16 protein-coding genes, 1 tRNA gene and 2 pseudogenes are annotated in these 16463 nt (G+C 71.2%); 7 read left to right on the plus strand and 12 right to left on the minus strand.

From position 1 onward, the window contains the following. Positions 1–148 precede the first annotated feature (148 nt). The 7 genes and pseudogenes from ACX9MN_RS23880 to ACX9MN_RS23910 form a co-directional block, all read right to left on the minus strand. Positions 149–1013 (minus strand): annotated as a pseudogene (locus tag ACX9MN_RS23880) (IS3 family transposase); the annotation flags it as partial. A gap of 13 nt (positions 1014–1026) precedes the next feature. Next, positions 1027–2285 (minus strand): IS3 family transposase gene (locus ACX9MN_RS23885; RefSeq protein WP_489725237.1). Its coding sequence is split into 2 segments (ribosomal slippage): positions 1027–1938 and positions 1941–2285, totalling 1257 coding nucleotides; the frame shifts between segments, so codons are not numbered across the junction. A gap of 73 nt (positions 2286–2358) precedes the next feature. Further along, positions 2359–2696: pseudogene (locus ACX9MN_RS23890) on the minus strand (transposase); the annotation flags it as partial. Positions 2697–3275: 579 nt separating this feature from the next. After that, a tRNA-Ser gene (locus ACX9MN_RS23895) sits at positions 3276–3365 on the minus strand. Between the two features lie 78 nt (positions 3366–3443). Next, positions 3444–4562: an ATP-dependent DNA helicase gene (locus ACX9MN_RS23900; protein ID WP_012321591.1), complete on the minus strand. Its 1119-nt coding sequence runs from the start codon at positions 4560–4562 to the stop codon at positions 3444–3446. Continuing rightward, positions 4559–5491, minus strand: coding sequence for an oxygen-dependent coproporphyrinogen oxidase (hemF, locus tag ACX9MN_RS23905; protein WP_020091129.1), 933 nt, complete (start codon positions 5489–5491; stop codon positions 4559–4561). Before hemF ends, ACX9MN_RS23900 begins: the two co-directional genes overlap by 4 nt. 137 nt (positions 5492–5628) lie before the next feature. Continuing rightward, a complete protein-coding gene (locus tag ACX9MN_RS23910) occupies positions 5629–6042 on the minus strand; it encodes a PaaI family thioesterase (RefSeq protein ID WP_056526422.1) in 414 nt (137 codons plus the stop codon). 484 nt (positions 6043–6526) lie between these two features. Between ACX9MN_RS23910 and ACX9MN_RS23915 the strand changes: the two genes are divergently transcribed. Beyond that, a complete protein-coding gene (locus tag ACX9MN_RS23915) occupies positions 6527–7036 on the plus strand; it encodes a Ros/MucR family transcriptional regulator (protein WP_091928091.1) in 510 nt (169 codons plus the stop codon). A gap of 69 nt (positions 7037–7105) precedes the next feature. On the opposite strand, the gene ACX9MN_RS23920 is transcribed toward ACX9MN_RS23915, so the two are convergent. Next, positions 7106–7324, minus strand: coding sequence for a hypothetical protein (locus ACX9MN_RS23920; RefSeq protein WP_042672860.1), 219 nt, complete (start codon positions 7322–7324; stop codon positions 7106–7108). Positions 7325–7559: 235 nt separating this feature from the next. On the opposite strand from ACX9MN_RS23920, the gene ACX9MN_RS23925 reads away from it, so the two are divergent. From ACX9MN_RS23925 to ACX9MN_RS23935, 3 genes are all read left to right on the plus strand, one after another. Beyond that, positions 7560–8021, plus strand: a complete 462-nt coding sequence (locus ACX9MN_RS23925; protein WP_056526425.1) for a GNAT family N-acetyltransferase — start codon at positions 7560–7562, stop codon at positions 8019–8021. Between the two features lie 69 nt (positions 8022–8090). Next, a complete protein-coding gene (locus ACX9MN_RS23930; RefSeq protein ID WP_489725635.1) occupies positions 8091–8447 on the plus strand; it encodes a hypothetical protein in 357 nt (118 codons plus the stop codon). 160 nt (positions 8448–8607) lie between these two features. Next, positions 8608–9738 carry a DUF2336 domain-containing protein gene (locus ACX9MN_RS23935; protein ID WP_020091136.1) on the plus strand — a complete coding sequence of 377 codons (1131 nt, stop codon included), beginning with the start codon at positions 8608–8610 and terminating at the stop codon, positions 9736–9738. 11 nt (positions 9739–9749) lie between these two features. Here ACX9MN_RS23935 and ACX9MN_RS23940 read toward each other — a convergent pair whose 3' ends face one another. Then, positions 9750–10100 carry a hypothetical protein gene (locus ACX9MN_RS23940; RefSeq protein WP_489725636.1) on the minus strand — a complete coding sequence of 117 codons (351 nt, stop codon included), beginning with the start codon at positions 10098–10100 and terminating at the stop codon, positions 9750–9752. Between the two features lie 252 nt (positions 10101–10352). Here ACX9MN_RS23940 and ACX9MN_RS23945 point away from each other — a divergent pair, with 252 nt between their 5' ends. Continuing rightward, positions 10353–12245, plus strand: coding sequence for a sensor histidine kinase (locus ACX9MN_RS23945; protein ID WP_482959803.1), 1893 nt, complete (start codon positions 10353–10355; stop codon positions 12243–12245). 26 nt (positions 12246–12271) lie between these two features. Then, on the plus strand, positions 12272–12967 hold the full coding sequence (locus tag ACX9MN_RS23950) for a peptidoglycan-binding domain-containing protein (protein ID WP_489726353.1): 696 nt from the start codon (positions 12272–12274) through the stop codon (positions 12965–12967). A 66-nt stretch (positions 12968–13033) separates the two neighbouring features. On the opposite strand, the gene ACX9MN_RS23955 is transcribed toward ACX9MN_RS23950, so the two are convergent. Beyond that, entirely contained in the window at positions 13034–13324 is a 291-nt protein-coding gene (locus tag ACX9MN_RS23955; RefSeq protein ID WP_026604620.1) for a hypothetical protein, read from the minus strand. Between the two features lie 326 nt (positions 13325–13650). Here ACX9MN_RS23955 and ACX9MN_RS23960 point away from each other — a divergent pair, with 326 nt between their 5' ends. Further along, positions 13651–13989: a DUF1491 family protein gene (locus ACX9MN_RS23960; protein WP_020091141.1), complete on the plus strand. Its 339-nt coding sequence runs from the start codon at positions 13651–13653 to the stop codon at positions 13987–13989. Positions 13990–14130: 141 nt separating this feature from the next. Here the strand turns inward: ACX9MN_RS23960 and ACX9MN_RS23965 are convergent, their stop codons facing one another. Both ACX9MN_RS23965 and dgcA read right to left on the minus strand, forming a co-directional pair. After that, complete coding sequence (locus ACX9MN_RS23965) at positions 14131–15180, minus strand: ketopantoate reductase family protein (protein WP_091675797.1); 1050 nt, start codon at positions 15178–15180, stop codon at positions 14131–14133. A 279-nt stretch (positions 15181–15459) separates the two neighbouring features. Then, complete coding sequence (dgcA, locus tag ACX9MN_RS23970) at positions 15460–16443, minus strand: N-acetyl-D-Glu racemase DgcA (RefSeq protein ID WP_056526441.1); 984 nt, start codon at positions 16441–16443, stop codon at positions 15460–15462. Positions 16444–16463: the final 20 nt, after the last annotated feature.

Raw genomic sequence — 16463 nt, forward strand, 5'->3', positions numbered from 1 at the left:
GATGACCGCTTTGGGCGAAAGCTTGGCCGCGATCCGGGCGGCCGGCATGGGTCGCCAGCGGAACGTCCGCATATGTCCCCATCTTCATAGCCTCGGTTCGGGTGTCTCCTTGACCTGACCGGTATTTTGGACCGAGCCGATTGCGAGGCTACTGCATGGTGGCGGCCACGGGGAGCCGGAAGGCCAGATCTGGGAAGCTGACAGGCGCAGGTGGCCGATAGCCAATCGACGAATGCGGTCGGACGCGGTTGTAGGTAGATTGCCATCGACCAATCACGATCTGCGCCTCCTTCAGCAAGTAGAATATCTCTTGGCGTAGGCACTCCTCGCGCAGCCTACCGTTGAAGCTCTCACAGTACACGTTCTCCCACGGCGAGCCGGGTGCGATGTACTGAATCTGTGGCCCCGTCTTGGCGACCCACTGGCGCAGCGCCTTCGAGATCATCTCGGGGCCGTTATCGCAGCGGATGTGCTCCGGGATGCCGTGCAGGCACATCGCATCGGCCAGCGTCTCGATCACACCTACGCTGTTGATGCGTCGGGCCACCTTCAGCGCCAGGCATGTCCGACTGTGCTCGTCGATCAGCGTCAGGATGCGCAAGCTGCGCCCGTCGTGCGTCTGCGCCTGCACGAAGTCGAAGCTCCACACATGGTTGCGGCAGAGCGGCCGCAGTCGCACGCATCAGCCGTCGGTCAGCCAGAGACGGCTGCGCGGCCGGTGCTCCTGGGGGACCTTCAGCCCCTCGCGAGGCCAGATGCCCTCGTCCTGAGGTTCTCGAAGGATGAACCCGATCCTTGCCCACCGGCCAGCCGTCTGCCTGCAGCAGCGCGGTGACACGGCGGTATCTGTCGCGCCCGTACTCGGACGCCAGGGCCATGATGGCGCGGGTCAGCGCATCCGCGTCGGCCGGCAGTGTGAGCACGTAGCGTGGGCACGTAGCGTGGGCACGTAGCGTGATCACGTAGGGCTGCGTGCCCCGGTGCAGGCCGACGATCCGGCAGGCGTGACGTTCGTGTTGTTGCCCCCTAAAGACCGGACAGGGTCTCCTGGGTTGATCGGGTGATGAACTCGCGCGGCGAGCGGTAGCCGAGCGCGCGATGAGGATGAAGATCGTTGTAGTGCGCCAACCAAACGGGGAGCTGGCGCAGCACGCTCTCGGCATCCGGTAGCACCGAGACACGCACGTAGTCGCGTTTCAAGGTTCGCACGAACGCTTCGGCCATGCCGTTGCTCTGCGGGCTCTCCAGCGGCGTCGTCTTCGGTATCAAGCCGAGTTCGCGGGCGAAGCGGCGCGTGTCGCGGGCGACGTAGCAACTGCCGTTGTCAGTCAGCCACTCGATCAGGCTCGGTAGCTGGTTGACCGCCCCGAAGCGATGCTCGACGGCCGCCACCATCAGGTCTCGGACGTCCTCGCCCGTGATGCCCGCCGTGGTCGCCACGTAGCTCATCGCTTCCCGATCGCAGCAATCGAGCGCGAAGGCGACCCGCACACGCTCACCGTTCTCTGCCGCGATCTCCAGCCCGTCCGAGCACCAACGCGTGTTGCGCACGGCCACCGCCACCTTGCCCTCGTGACGGCGCGTCTCGGCTCCGCCCGCATGTCGCTGGAGCAGGAGGCCGTGCACCTTCATGACCCGGTAAACCCGCTTGGCGTTCGGCGCAGGCCGCCCATCCCGCTCGGCCTGCCGGCGCAGAAGGGCATGGACTCGCCGATAGCCGTAGGTTGGCAGATCGGCGATAAGCGCCTGGATCGCGCCGAGCAACGCGGCGTCGGGTGCAGGCGGACGGCCGCGTCGGCCCCTGGGCTTCCAGGCGGGGGAGGCCTGCCTGGACGAGGCGAGGTGCGGGCGCGACACGCTCAAAGCTGCGGCCACAGCGCTCACCGGCCGTCCCCCGGCCACGAGGTCACGCGCGAGGGCAACTTTTTGGGGGCGGCAACCCGCTCCATCGCCTCGCGCAGGATCTCGGTCTCGAGCGTCTTCTTGCCCAGGAGCCGCTGCAGCTCACGGATCTGCTGCTGGGCAACACGAAGCTCGGAGGCTGGCACCACCTCTTCACCGGCACCGGCGGCCGTGAACGCGCCGCGCTCCATCAGCCGACGCCACGTGAACAGCTGGTTGGCGTTCAGCCCGTGGCGGCGGGCGACGAGCGAGACGGACTGGCCAGGCAGATAGGTCTCCTCGACGAGGCGCACCTTCTCCTGCGTGGTCCAGTGCCGCCGGCGCTGGACCGAGGTGATCACCTCGACGCGCTCGGCGCGGGGCGGGTCGTTGGAACTCACCATACGGTCGGTCATAGGCACACACTTCCATAAGCGTGAGCCCCTGTCCGGTCATTTAGGGGGCTACTTCAGTTCGGGAGAGGCCGTACTTCTCCCGGATGCCATCGACCGCCTGCCGGCGTCGCTCGAGGGCTACAAGTTTCCCGAGGCGACGTCCGCCAGCACCGGCTTTTCCAAAGACAGGTCCGCCACGAGCCGCCGTAACCGAGCGTTCTCGCGCTCCAACTGCTTCATTTTCCTGGCCTGGTCGACTTGGAGGCCGCCGTACTCCTTGCGCCAGCGTGAGTCGCTCTGCTCGGAGATCTCCGCCTCCTCGCACGCCAGCGCCAAGCTTTTGCCTTGTGCCGTCTGCACCTCGATCTGGCGCAGCTTCAGCACGACCTGCTCCCCGCTCGTCTTCTGACCTCGCCGCATGCCCGACGCCTTCGGTCCTGGCTGATCCTCTCGATCAGCCCGGTCCAAAGCCAGCCGGTCAGGTCACGAGACACCACCCATACTCGATGTGAGAAGATACTGGCTGACGCGCTCGGCGAGCATCTCGCGCTCGCCTATCAGCGTACCATCGGCAGTCGCGAGCCAAAACTCGCCGAGGTCGGCCTCTGACCAACTTGGCTACGCCGGCCCGGCCGATCGCGCGGAGCAGTACTCGGCGTTCTTCTGGGGCAAGATCGAGCCGGTCATCGGGATGCGACTCGCCCTCTCACGCTGACTGTCGGTGGGCGGATCTGAACTCCCAATCTCTATAGTCATGTGTCCGGCAGCGAGCATGACCGCTGCCGCATGGGTCCTCGCCCCGGCTGCGCTATCAGAATGACTCTCGAAGAAATCGGCCTTGGTGATGATAGCGAGCAACGAGTTCGCCCTCGCGCGCGCGTGGGCACATCGTCCATCTACATCCGGTACAAGCCGTTTCGAAATGTGGGGCGCAACGTGGGCCCGCTACTGCAACCCCGTCAGAAGACTCAGTTAAATCAACGATTAAATTCAAGTAAGTGGCGGAGAGGGGGGGATTCGAACCCCCGATGCCCTTGCAGGCATGCCGCATTTCGAGTGCGGTGCATTCAACCGCTCTGCCACCTCTCCGCAAGGTGCCTCGATGAGACGGGCGGTGCGTAGCACGCGTGGTCCCGCTTCACAAGCGAGACGTCGCGCGGCGCCGGATCAGACCACCACGGTGATCGCCTGCGCCGCGCGGGTCAGGCCGGTGTAGAGCCAGCGCGCCCGGTGCTCGCGGAACGCGTAGGATTCGTCGAACAGCGTGACCCGATCCCACTGCGACCCTTGAGCCTTGTGCACCGTCAGCGCGTAGCCGTAGGTGAACTCGTCCGTCTCGCGCCGCAGGAACAGCGGGATCTCCTCGTCCGTGCCGGAGATCATCGCGCGCAGCACCTTGATGTCGGTGGGCTTCCGGCGGAGCGCTGGGTCGTCCTCCGGCACCACGTCGAGGCGGATCAGGTCCGGACGCGGCGGCGCGCGCAGGGCCTGCACGGTCCAGGTCGAGCCGTTGAGCAGGCCCTTCACCCGGTCGTTGCGCAGGCAGACCAGCTTCTCGCCGATCGCCGGCATCGGGTCCGTGTGGCCGGCGAGCTCCCGCAGCCGTGCATTGTAGAGGCGGCGGGTCTTGTTCAAGCCGACCAGCACCTGATCGCACTCGAGCACCTCGGCCGGATCCAGGGCGCGGCGCGACACGATCCGGCTCTGCCCGTAGCTGCCGAGCTCAAGCCGGCCGCCCTCGCGCACGGTCATGGCCATGCGGACGATCGGGTCGTCCTTGGCCTGCCGATGCACCTCGGTGAGCATCACGTCGGGCTCGGCCTCGGTGAAGAAGCCGCCGCCGCGCACCGGCGGCAGCTGCGCCGGGTCGCCCAGGACGAGGACCGGCCGCTCGAAGGACAAGAGATCGTTGCCGAGGTCGGAATCGACCATCGAGCACTCGTCGATGATGATCAGGTCCGCCTTGGCGGCCGGGCCCGAGCGGTTCAGCGTGAAGGTCGGCCCGCCCTCCTCCGCCTCCTTGGTGCGGTAGATCAGCGAGTGGATCGTGGCGGCGTCGTAGCAGCCCTTCTGGCGCATCACCGAGGCCGCCTTGCCGGTGAAGGCCCCGTAGACCACCGTGCCGTCGACATCCTCGGCGATCCGGCGGGCGAGCGTCGTCTTCCCGGTGCCGGCATAGCCGAACAGCCGGAACACCTGCGATCCCCCGTCCCGCCGCCACGCGGCGATCGCCTTCAGCGCCGCGTCCTGCTGCGGCGCGTAGGCGGCCGGCAGACCCGCACTCACGGCCAGCGCACGGTCGGCGGCATCGAGGAGAGGATGGAGGCGACGTTGCCGCCCGTCTTCAGGCCGAAGATCGTGCCCCGGTCGTAGAGCAGGTTGAACTCCACGTAGCGGCCCCGCCGCACCTGCTGCTCGTGGCGGTCCGCCTCGGTCCAGGGCGTGCCGAGATTGTCGCGCACGATCTTCGGGTAGGCCTCCAGGAAGGCCCGGCCCACGTCGCGGGTGTAGGCGAGGTCGGCCTGCGGCGTCCCGCTCCAGAGGTAATCGTAGAAGATCCCGCCGATGCCGCGCGGCTCGTTCCGGTGCTTGAGGTGGAAATACTCGTCGCACCACGCCTTGTAGCGGGCGTGGTCGATGCCGTGCGCCGCGCAGGCCCGCGCCAGGCAGGCGTGGAAGTGGCGGCTGTCCGGATCGTCCTGCGTGCGGCGCCGGTCGAGCACCGGCGTCAGGTCGGCCCCGCCCCCGAACCACGCCCGCGTCGTCGCGACGAACCGGGTGTTCATGTGCACCGTCGGCACGTGCGGGTTCCACGGATGGGCGATCAGCGAGATGCCGGTGGCGAAGAAGCGCGGATCCTCGGCGGCGCCGGGCATCTGGGCGCGGAATTCCGGCGCGAACTCGCCGTGCACCGTCGAGATGTGCACGCCGGCCTTCTCGAAGACGCGGCCCCGCAGCATCGCCATGACGCCGCCGCCGCCCGGCCGCCCGGTATGGTCGGTCCGGTTCCACGGGGTCTTCTCGAACGTCCCGGGGCCCTCGGGCGCGTCGGGGTGGAACGGGCCCGCCGCCTCCGCCTCGAGGGTCTCCAGAGCGGCGACGATCCGGTCGCGCAGCGTCTCGAACCACGCCGCGGCCTCGGACTTCATGGCCGTCACGTCGGCCTCGGAGGGAGGCGCAGCCAGGGCTGCGCGCGCGTCGTCCGGCATCGTCATGACACAGGCTTTTCCACCCTGCCGGGCGCACGTCAATGCGGTCGCGGCCCCGCACGGGCGCGCAGGGCTCTCGCGCAGGGCTCTCGCGCCGGCGTCCCGACCGGCGACAACGCCCCTACGCGGCCCCTACGCGGCCCCTACGCGGGCGCCGGCCGCTCGCCGACGGGCTTGAGCAGCCCCGTGGCGGTCGCCACCAGCTCCCCGGCCTCGTCGCGGATCTCGGCCTCGCAGAAGATCACCGACCGCCCCGCCCGGGTGACCCGTCCCTCGGCGGTCAGGACGCCGCGGCCGGGGGCGAGGAAACGGGTCTGCATGTCGAGGGTCACCACGGGGCGCCCCGCCCGCAGCCGCGCCGCCGTCCCCAGGGCGACGTCGAGCAGGGTGCAGAGCGCGCCGCCATGGGCGATGCCGAGGTTGTTGGCGTGCTCCGGCCGCAGGGCGAGGCGCAGCCGCGTCCGGCCCGCGCGCACGTCGAGCGCCTCGATCCCGCAGTGATCCACGAACGGGATGATGGCGCCGAAGACGGTGCCCGTCTCCGAGCGCTGATCCACTTGCTGATCCACTTGGTGATCCCCTTGCCGGTCCACTTGCTGGTCCACGCCGATCGCCCCGGATCCTGCCCCGCCCGGATCCTTATCGCCCGGCCGCCTCCGAGGCCATGACCGGTCCGCGGCAGATCACGTGACAGTCCGGCCGAAACGTTCGTCCCGTCCCGAAGGCTCACGGGACATCGCGGCGGGCCGCCGCGTGAAGTTCTGCGCCTCTCATCAGACCGGAGACGGATCTTCGCAGAGGAAGCCCGCGGCGAGATCGCGGCGGAAGGCATAACCGGCGCCCGTCCGCGTCGCCCGGTCTCGTCCAACTTCGGCTCCGGGGTGTCGGTTTGCTCGACGGTCGATTTCAGCTCGACCCACGGTTTGAATAATATGCGTGTTCATGGCGGGGGCATTGTGTAGGGAAATGCTCGACGACGACTTGATTTTGCTGCACAGACGTTAGAACCGTCTCACGACGGTCGGATAGAGGGAATCATCGATGGACGACAACGCCACTGAGCAGCAGCAGACCTTTATCGAGCAGGCGTCCGACATCGTCTCGGCGTATGTCTCGAACAATTCCGTGCCGATCAGCGAATTGCCCGGTCTGCTCGCCGGCGTTCACGCCGCGCTGACGAAGCTGTCCGCCCCCGCGGCGACGGTCACCGAGGCGGCCGACAAGCCGACGCCGGCCCAGATCCGCAAGTCGGTGACGCCGGACGCCCTGATCTCGTTCATCGACGGCAAGCCGTACAAGACGCTCAAGCGGCACCTGTCGCGCAACGGCCTGACGATCGAGCAGTATCGCGAGCGCTTCGGGCTGCCGCGCGACTATCCGTCGACGGCCGCGAGCTACTCGGCCCAGCGCTCGGAACTCGCCCGCAGCCTCGGCCTCGGCCAGCAGCGCCGCAAGTCCGCCGCCCCGGCGCCCGAGCCCGAGCCCGTCGCGGAAGTGGCCGAGAAGCCGAAGCGCGCCAGCCGCACCCGCAAGGCCAAGGAGACGGCCTGAGCCCGGCCTGAGCCCGGCAACGCCCGGGCTCGTGGTTACCGGCCGGCGCGCGACCCGCGCGCCGGTCCGTTACGCGAAATCGGCGAGGTCGTCGGCCACGTCGCCCGCGGCGATCTCCGTCTCGGCCTTGTGCCGCTCGACCGCCTCGGCCTCCGCCCCGATCTCCGGCCCGACCTCTGCCTCGGTCATGCCGGGCCGCGGGCCCGGCCCCTCGGGCGCCGGCGCTGTCTCCGGCCGCGCCTGGCCGGCCTCCCCTTCGGAGGCTCGATCCGTCACCCGCCCCGCCATGCTGCGCGCTCCCCGATCCGCCGACGGGAGAGCAAAGCGCGGACGGCCCGGCGCGTTCCGCGCGCGCCGCATCACGACGGCGCCGCGCGTGACGGAGCCGATCCCGCGGTGATCGCGATCTGCGGGATGGCGCCGCGTTTGAGCCTCAGGAGCGCGACGCGCCGTGTCGAGAGGCCTCGCCACGCGTTGAACCGCCGGACATGCATGCGCCGGACATGCCGATCGGGAGCGGGATTTGGGCAATCGTTACGGGCTGGAGATCCGCGCCGCCGCGGGGCCGGACGCCGCGGGTCTCGCGGCGCTGCTCAGCGAGGCGGGGGTCGCGGTCGGCGCCGCGGACCTCGCGGCCCGGCTCGAGGCCCTGCAGCGGGACGGCGGCATCGCCCTCGTCGCCGTGGAATGGGGGCCGCCGAGCGGCCTCATCGCCGTCGCCCCCGTGCGGACGCTGGACGCGCCGCGGCCCTTCGGCCTGATCACCGGCCTCGCGGTCGCCGCCGAGTCGCGCCGCCGGGGCATCGGTCGGGTCCTGCTGAAGGCGGCCGGCCGGGCGGCGCGGCAGGCGGGCTGCGACCGGCTGCTCCTGGCCGCGGGGCCGGACCAGGCCGCCCTGCGCGCCTTCTGCGCCGCCGCCGGCTTCGCCGACGAAGGGACCGTGCTCGCGCGTCCGCTGCTGAAGCGGGGCACCGGAGACGGCTGAGATCCGCGACATCCTGGCCGAAGCCGGCGGGGCTCACCGGGCGTTACCCCCGGAGAGTGGAGCCCCCCGATGACGCTGCGATCCGAGACCCCGCCGCCGCCCGCGAACCTGCCCTGCGATCCGCCGCCGGATTCCGAGGCACCGACCGCCGCGCAGCTCAAGGGCGACATCGACAGCGGCCGCACCGCCGACAAGACCCCGCACATGGATATCGGCGCGGCCCCGCTCGGGACCTGCGAGGAGGCCGGCGGGACGCCGCCGACGCCCCGGGAGGTCCGGATCGCCCGGCAGAACGAGCGGGCGCCCTCGGAGTGGGCGGCCAAGGGTTACCCGCATCAGCGGCAGCCCTGGGTCCTGCCGCTCTACGCCGGCATCATCGTCGCGGCCGCCGTGGGGCTCGGCCTCGTGCTCTGGCTGACGCGCTGACTGCCGCACTGACGGATGCGCTGACGGTCCGGCCGGGGTGGGACCGCGCCGGTTCCATCCTGGCGCAGGACGGCACGGTCGCCGCGGAGGCGGCTTAAAGGTCGATTCACGTCGATGCGGTTAGCGTGACCTTACTGCAGTCTTGCGTAACCGATCCTCCATGCCCCCTTCCGTCGATGCTCCGCCGGACCTGTCCGGGCTCCTCGAACTGTCACGCATCGAGAATCTCGATCTCAAGCCGGTGATCCTCCGGGTTCAGACGGACCTGTTCGTCCGGGCCGCGGCCCGGGACCGGACCGAGATCGAGATCTTCGAGTCCCTGGCCTGCGGCCTCATCCCGACGGTGGACGAGGAGACGGCCCGGGTCGTGGCCCGCAAGCTGGCCCCCTGCCCCGAGACGCCGCCCGCGGTGCTGGAGGCGCTCGCCCTGCGCGGCGGCGGCGCCCGCGACGCGGTGGTGGAGCTGGCCCCGACCCTGAGCCACCGCCTGATCGAGGCGGCCCTGGCCGAGGGGTCGGACATCGCCGCCCGCATCGCCGCCCGGGCCGGGCTGAGCCGGGAGGCGGTGGACGAACTCTCCCGCGAGGGCCGCCCCGAGATCGACCGCGCGCTGGCGGCCAATCTCGGCCACACCCTGCGGGGCGCGGCCCTGTCGCGGCTCGTGGACCGCGGCCGCACCGCCCCCGACCTCGCCCGGCTGCTGCTGGTCCGGCCCGACGTTTCGGCCGCCGACCTCGTGCCCCTGTACCTGCACGCCGACCCGATGCGCCGCACGGTGATCGGCCGGGCCGTCGAGGCGACCGCCGCCCTGCGCCCCTGCCCGCCGCCGCCCCGCGGCCTCGGCGAGACCCTGACCGGCCTGTCCGCCGCCCGCGACGTTCCCGCCTTCATGGCGGCGCTGGCCGACGGGCTCGGCCTGCCCCGCGATTTCCTGACCGTGGTCGCCGACGCGGGCACCCGCTACGACCTCCTGACCCTCGGCCTGCGGGCCGCCGGCCTGCACGAGGAGGAGGCGGTCTACATCTTCCTGACCCTCAACCAGGGGGTGGCGCGCTCGGCCGAGCGCGTCGCCGATCTCGTCCGGCTGTTCCGCACCGTGAGCCGTCCGGCCTCGCGGGACCTGATCGCCGCGATCCTCGACCGGCCGCTCGCCGAGCGCGGTCGGAGCGAGGCCCACCAGCCGGCACATGGCCCGGAGGCCAAGCTGCGCCAGGGTGCCGAGCGCGTCGCCGCGCAGCGGCCGCCCCTTCCGGCGCGGGCCCGGACGGCGAGCGGCGGGGAGCCGGGCTGACCGGCCGGCCGTCAGCGCGGGCCGGTCCGGGGATCGCTTTTCGGATCGTTCTGCGGATCGCTCTCCGGATCGGCGCCCCGCCAAGCGGGCTGCCGGTCCGTCTCCTGCAGGGTGTCGTTCGAGGGCGCCTCCGCGGCGCGGCGGCTCAGCTCCGCCATCAGGCCGCGGGCCAGCACGGCGCGCACCGCCCGGTCCCGGGTCTCGGAGGGGACCGCCTCGAGGGCGGCCGGCACGACCGCCTGGGCGCTCGGGACCGCCGCGGCGAGCCTGCGGGCCTCCGCGGCCGGGTCCGCTCCGGTGCGAAGCATGGCGAAGTAAGAGAGCACACCGATCACCAGCGCGGCGCGCAGCAGGACGGTCATGGAACGGTTTCTCCGCTCGAGATCGCGCGAAGCATTCGACGGATTTCGTGAACCGGGCCTCTACCAACCCGAGCTTTCCCGCACGATGGTGAATGAAGCTTGTTCGCGATCGGCTGGTTACCTCGCGGAAAGCATCCCGACCATTCGGACAAGTCCCGCAACACTCGTTTAAGCCGGCTCTGCGACCGTCCGGTAGTCGTTCGAAGTCGAACCGGAGGCGCGACGGATGCGGGAACGCAGCCAGCGCGACGCGTGCCAACCTTGACCATCAAGACTGTCCTGACGTCGCTGATCGACGACCGGCTCGCGGGCCTCGTCCATGAATCCGCGGCCGACAACCCGGCCGCCCGCGCGCGCCACCAGCGCTTCCTGGTGTCGCGGCTGGCGACCGGCGCCGTGATGATGGCCGGGCTGCCGCCCTACCTGCTGTGGCGCGGGGTGCCGTCGGGCTTCGAGGTCCTGGCGATCGCGAGCCTGCTGCTGCCGGTCTTCGCCGCCGTCCTCCTCACCCGCACCGGCTCCCTCTGGGTCGCCCACGCGGTCTCGTCGGCGGGCCTGACCGGCCTCGTCGTCGCCCTGGCGGGCGTCACCGGCGGCGTCACCTCGCCCGCCGCGGTCTGGCTCGTGGCGATCCCCCTGGAGGCGCTGGTCTCCGGCTCGCTCCGCGCGACGATCGCGGCCGCCGCGATGGCGGTCCTCGGCGTCCTGACCGTGGTGGCCCTCGGCGCCTGGGCCGGCTCCCTGCCGGTCATGGATATCTCGGCCGCGATCGCCCTGCCGGCCTTCGCCATCACGGCGATCGGCCACGTCGCCGCCCAGGCCCTGGAGCACATGCGCAACGAGGGCGTCTGGCGCGAGCGGCTGCGCGACAACGAGGCCCGCGACCGGCTGCTGCTCTCGGCGATCGACGACCTCGTGACCTGGCACGACCGCAACGGCCGCGTGCTGGAGGCCTCGGTCTCGGCCGTCCGGCTCCTGGGCAGCGACCCGGCCCGCCTGCGCGGCCACGGCCTGCTGGAGCGCGTCCACGTCGCCGACCGTCCGGCCTTCCTCAAGGCGGTGAGCGACGTCGCCGCGACCGGTCGGCCCGCGACCCTGCCCCTGCGCCTGCACGTCGAGCCCGAGACCGGCCGCGCCGACGGCGCGAGCCTGATCTACGCCGAGATGCGCGCCCACCGGATCGAGCACGGCGCGCACGACGCCGCCACGGCGGTCGTGGCGGTCACCCGCGACATGACCGAGCACCACCGGCACGCCGTCGAGCTGGAGCGCGCCCGCGCCGAGGCCGAGCGGGCCGACGCGATCAAGGGCCGGTTCCTGGCCAACGTCACCCACGAGCTGCGCACGCCGCTCAACGCGATCATCGGCTTCTCCGAGGTCCTCGCCGGCGAAGGCGCCGTCAGCCTCGGACCGGTCCAGGCGCGGGAATATGCCGGCATCATCGGCGCCTCCGGCCACCACCTGCTCGGCGTCGTCAACACGCTGCTCGACATGAGCCGGATCCAGAGCGGCAATTTCGACTGCGCCCCCGAGGCGTTCGACATCGCGGACCTGCTCCGGGCCTGCTGCGACATGATGCGCCTGAAGGCCGACGCCGCCGGCGTCGTCGTCACCGCCGCCCCGTCGGGACCGGTGGAGATCACGGCCGATCCCGCCGCCTGCCGGCAGGTGCTGATCAACCTCATCTCGAACGCCGTGAAGTTCACCCCGGCGGGCGGCCGCATCGACCTGTCCCTGCGGCGCGGCGCCGGCACCCTGGACATCGTCGTGGCCGATACGGGCGTCGGCATCGGCGCGGACGACCTGCCCAAGCTCGGCACACCGTTCTTCCAGGCCGGGAGCGGCGGCTACAAGCGCCAGCACGAGGGCACCGGCCTCGGCCTGTCGGTGGTCCAGGGCCTCGTCGGCCTCCACGGCGGCTCCCTGCTGATCGAGAGCGCGCCCCAGGCCGGGACGGTGGTGACCGTCACCCTGCCCCTCGTCTGCCAAGCCCCCGCGGCCGCCCACGGCCCGGCCCCGATCCGCACGGCCGTGCGCGGCGCCCCGGCGCCCCGCCGCGTGGTGCGCCTGCCGCTCGGCCTGTTCGACGCGGAGCCGGGCCTCGCCGCGGCCCCGGCCGACCCGGTCCTGCGCCGCACCGGCTGACCCGAAGATCCCCGGAAGGAGACATGATGTCAGGCTACCGCGAGATCACCGTACCGGGCGAACCCGGCCGCGCGCGCCGCGCCGCGGTCCAGGGCGACTGGCGCGCCGTCCTCGTCGGCGCGCTGAAGGCGACGGGCGCCACCTGCCGGACCAGCCCGGGCGCCGTTCTCGGCAGCCTCGTCGCCCTCGGCGCGGCGGGCTTCGTCTGCGTCAACGCCCTCGGCTACCAGACCGGGCGCCACCCGGCGCCGATCCTGCCGAAGCTCGCCCAGAAGGCGCCCGCCCCCCGCGAGACGCCGCCGGCCGCCAGGGAGGCCCTCCGGGAACCCGCCCGGGATCCGGTGCGGGTCATCGAGGCCGACCGCGCCGCCGCGCCGGTCCCCGCCAAGCCGGCGGCCCGGGACGCGATCGGCGAGCTGATCCGGTCCGAGGAGACCACCGCCTCGGTCACCCCGAAGGCGTCGCCGGTTCGGCCGGCCGCCAAGCCGGCCGCGAAGGAGACGGACGCCAAGGCGGCCAAATCCGAGAAGGACGGCGATCCGGTGCTGCGCGCCCAGAAGGCGCTGTCGAAGCTCGGCTACGCGGTGAAGCCCGACGGCGCGATGGGCCCTGGCACCCGCGCGGCGATCGAGAAGTTCGAGCGCGGCGCCAAGCTGCCGGTGACCGGAGAGGCGACGGGCCGGACCCTGCGCGAGCTGATGGCGCGGGCGGGCCACGGCTAGCGGGACGGAAGCGGCGCCCGCTCCGCGGAAGCGGTGCGGGCGCCGGTCGTCGTGAGAGCGCGACCCTCAGTACTGCGTGCCGGTGAACCGGCAGATCGTCTTGCAGCGCGGGCCGCCATTGGCCTGCCAGGACTTCGCGTGGCCGATCGATCCGGTCATGTCCTGCGTGGGATTACCGCCGGGCCGGTGCACGACGATGTTGCAGGCATCGCTCGGCGTCCGCTGGTAGCGCGGGCAGGACGCGGAGTCGCGGTGGCCCAGTAAATCCATGAGCGTCTCCGGACGGGCGTGGGCCGACGGCACAGCAAAGCACAGGCAGGCGACGATCAGCGTCGCGAGCGAGGTCATTCTCCGCATCGGATTGCTCCTCAAATCATCGTGGCATGCGAATTCGGGCGCCCTTTGCTCAGTTAGGCAGCAGAAAATACTATAGATGTGCGCTGACGCACATCGTTCAGTTCTTTTTTAATCCCGAGAAATACTGGATTTTTTGACGGATTATTCGCAGCGCTGAGCCGTTTGCTCTGGACGTGCGGCGTCGCGCATCCGCGCTTGCCCGTGCCGGCGCTTTCGCGCATGGCGGGGCTTGCGCCGCTCACAACCGGCCGGGTTTCAGGGGCCGACCGCCGCGCCGGATCGCCCGCCCGCGGCGCGGGCCGCGCGATTCACAGGGCTACAGACGCATGCGCCTGCGCTCCGATTTCTGGGTCTCGGCCCATCTGCGGCGTCTGGACGTCGCGGGCATCCCGGCGGTGCTGCGCCGGCGCGGATCCGCGGAGGCGGGCGCGATCTTCGTGAAGGTCGATCGGCTCGACGGCAGCGCCGACCTCTACGGACCGGCGCCGCAAGCGCTGTTCGAGGCCGAGGAGAGCGGCGACCGCCGCTTCGCCGCGATCGTCACCGGCGGCAGCCCGCTCGACGTGGAGGAGCGCCTGACCAAGGAGATCCGGTTCGATTCCGATCTCTGGATCGTCGAGATCGACGACCGCCAGGGGCGGCATTTTCTGGATCTGGCGGAGTGATACCGTTTCCGGTTGGAGACCTCGCCACCGTCTTTGCGAGCGCAGCGACGCAATCCAGCGGCGCCACGCCGACCGATGGCGCGCCGCCCCGGGTCACTTCGCTCCGCTCGTGATGACGGAGCGAAGCGAGGGCAGCGCCCGTCAGCCCTCGATGATGCGCTCGTCGAGCTTGCGGTCGACGGTCTCGACGGTGCGGTCGATCTCGGCGTTCGGCTCGCCGAGTTGGTGCGAGATGAGCTTCACCAGCAGGTCGACCCGCTCGATGTAGGGCGCGCCGTTCGCCACGGCCCGCGCGGCCGAGGACGGCTTCAGCAGGCTCTCGGCAGCCTTGGCGTACTTCTCGAACGGCACCTGGTCGGCCGCGTCGGCGCCGAGCTTCCGGGCGATGCCGTCGACGTGGTCGTAGATCGCCCGCGAGCGCGCCAGGTCGCCGTGGACGGCGTCGTGGATGGATTGCGGCTCGCCCGGGGTGATGCAGCGGTAATTGCCGGTGAGCAGCATCGACCACTTGGCGAGCGGCACGAACAGCGAGTCGAACACCTTGAGCTTCACCGGCACGTCGTGCCCGTCGAGGCGCACGGCGTCGATGTCGGCCTCCAGCTCCCGGAGCAGCCGGTTATGGGCCTCGTCCGCGAAGGTCGCGGCCTTGAAGTTCGTCGGCAGGCCGACGTGGAGGACGTTCGCCTCCTCCTCCGGCGGCCGGAAGGCCTGCGGATCGGGGGAGCAGAGCGACACCAGACCCGGCTCGAACCGGTCCCACACGCCGGCATTGGTGTAGGCGTCTTCGAGGTCCATGGCGGCGAGCGCCGGGATCCGCTTGAGGTAGGGCAGCGGCGGCATGTTCATGATCGACAGGCACGGCAGCTTCGCCGCCGCGATCTTGATCATGAGGACGCGGATCGTGTGGTTGTTGTACTGCGGCTCCTGCATGGCCAGGCCGACGAGGTCGTAGCGCGACACGTCGACGTCCTCCGGCGGCATCGCATCGACCTTGCCGGGCAGATCGCGCGAGTGAATCGCGCGGTGCTCCTTCTCGTCGCGCAGCTTGATGCGGACCTCGGTCCCCTCGCGGTTGATCAGGTCCGCGGTCTTCCGCCGGCACACCAGGGTCACGTTGTGACCGGCCATCAGGAGCTTGGTGCCCAGGAGCGAGCCGTAGGAGGCCCCCAGGATCAGGATGTTCTTGGCCACGTCGGTCCTCCCCAGCATTGAGACTTGCTGTGTGTTGTCTGGCTGCTGGGAACAGCGCGTCCACGCCACGGCCCCAAGCGCACGTGCGATGGATGGCAGCCGGGCGAGCGGAAGGCAAGCCTTCTGGTATACCTAATCCCAAACCCTTTGTGAGGCCCTGCCGGTGACAGGCGGGGCGATCCCTATCCTCCGCACCCGGGATCTCCACAGGGTGGCGCCTCCGGGACATCGCGCGGGACCCTCTCGGGACCGCGGACGACGACCGGCCCGCCGCGGGCCCTAGCCCCAGAGGTCCGGCGTCGGCGGGTGCATCAGGCTGCCCTCGTAGCGCAGCGGCGGGTCACGGTCCCGGGCCAGCAGCAACGGCCCGTCGAGGTCGACGAACTCCGCGTCGTTGGCGAGCAGGGCCGCCGGCGCCATGCCCAGCGAGGTGCCGAGCATGCACCCGACCATGATCGAGAGCCCCCGGGCCCGCGCCTCGCGGGCGAGGAGCACCGCCTCGGTCAGGCCGCCGGTCTTGTCGAGCTTGATGTTGATCGCGTCGTAGCGCCCGGCCAGCGCGTCGAGGCCGGCGCGGTCGTGGAGGCTCTCGTCAGCGCAGACCGGCACCGGGTGGGGGATCTCGGCGAGCAGGGCGTCGGCGTCGGCCGGCAGCGGCTGCTCGATCAGCGCGACGCCCGCCCGCAGGCAGGCCGCGAGGTTGGCCTCCACGTTCTCGGGCCGCCACGCCTCGTTGGCGTCGACGATCAGCCGGGATTCCGGCGCGCCGGCCCGCACCGCGGCGATGCGCTCCGGATCGCCGTCCCCGCCGAGCTTGACCTTGAGCAGCGGCCGGTGAGCGGCCTTGCGGGCGGCCTCCGCCATGCTCTCCGGCGTGCCGAGGCTCAGCGTGTAGGCGGTGATGGCCGGCCGGGGCTCGGCGAGACCCGCGATCTCCCAGGCGGGACGGCCCTGCCGCTTCGCCTCGAGGTCGAACAGCGCGCAATCGAGGGCGTTGCGCGCGGCGCCCGCCTTCATGCGGGTCATGAGCGCGTCCCGCCCGATCCCGGCCGCGATCGCCTCCGCCTGGCCCTCGATCAGGGCACTGACGCTCTCGACGCTCTCCCCGTAGCGCGGATAGGGCACGCACTCGCCGCGCCCGACCGCGTCGCCGTCCGCGATCGTCGCCACTACGACGGCGATCTCGGTGCGGCTGCCGCGGGAGATCGTGAAGGCGCCGGCGATCGGGAAGCGCTCGACGGCGAGGGTCAGGCGGCGGGCCATGTCGTACGGTCTCCGGTTCA

The organism is Methylobacterium sp. 1A (assembly GCF_058072805.1).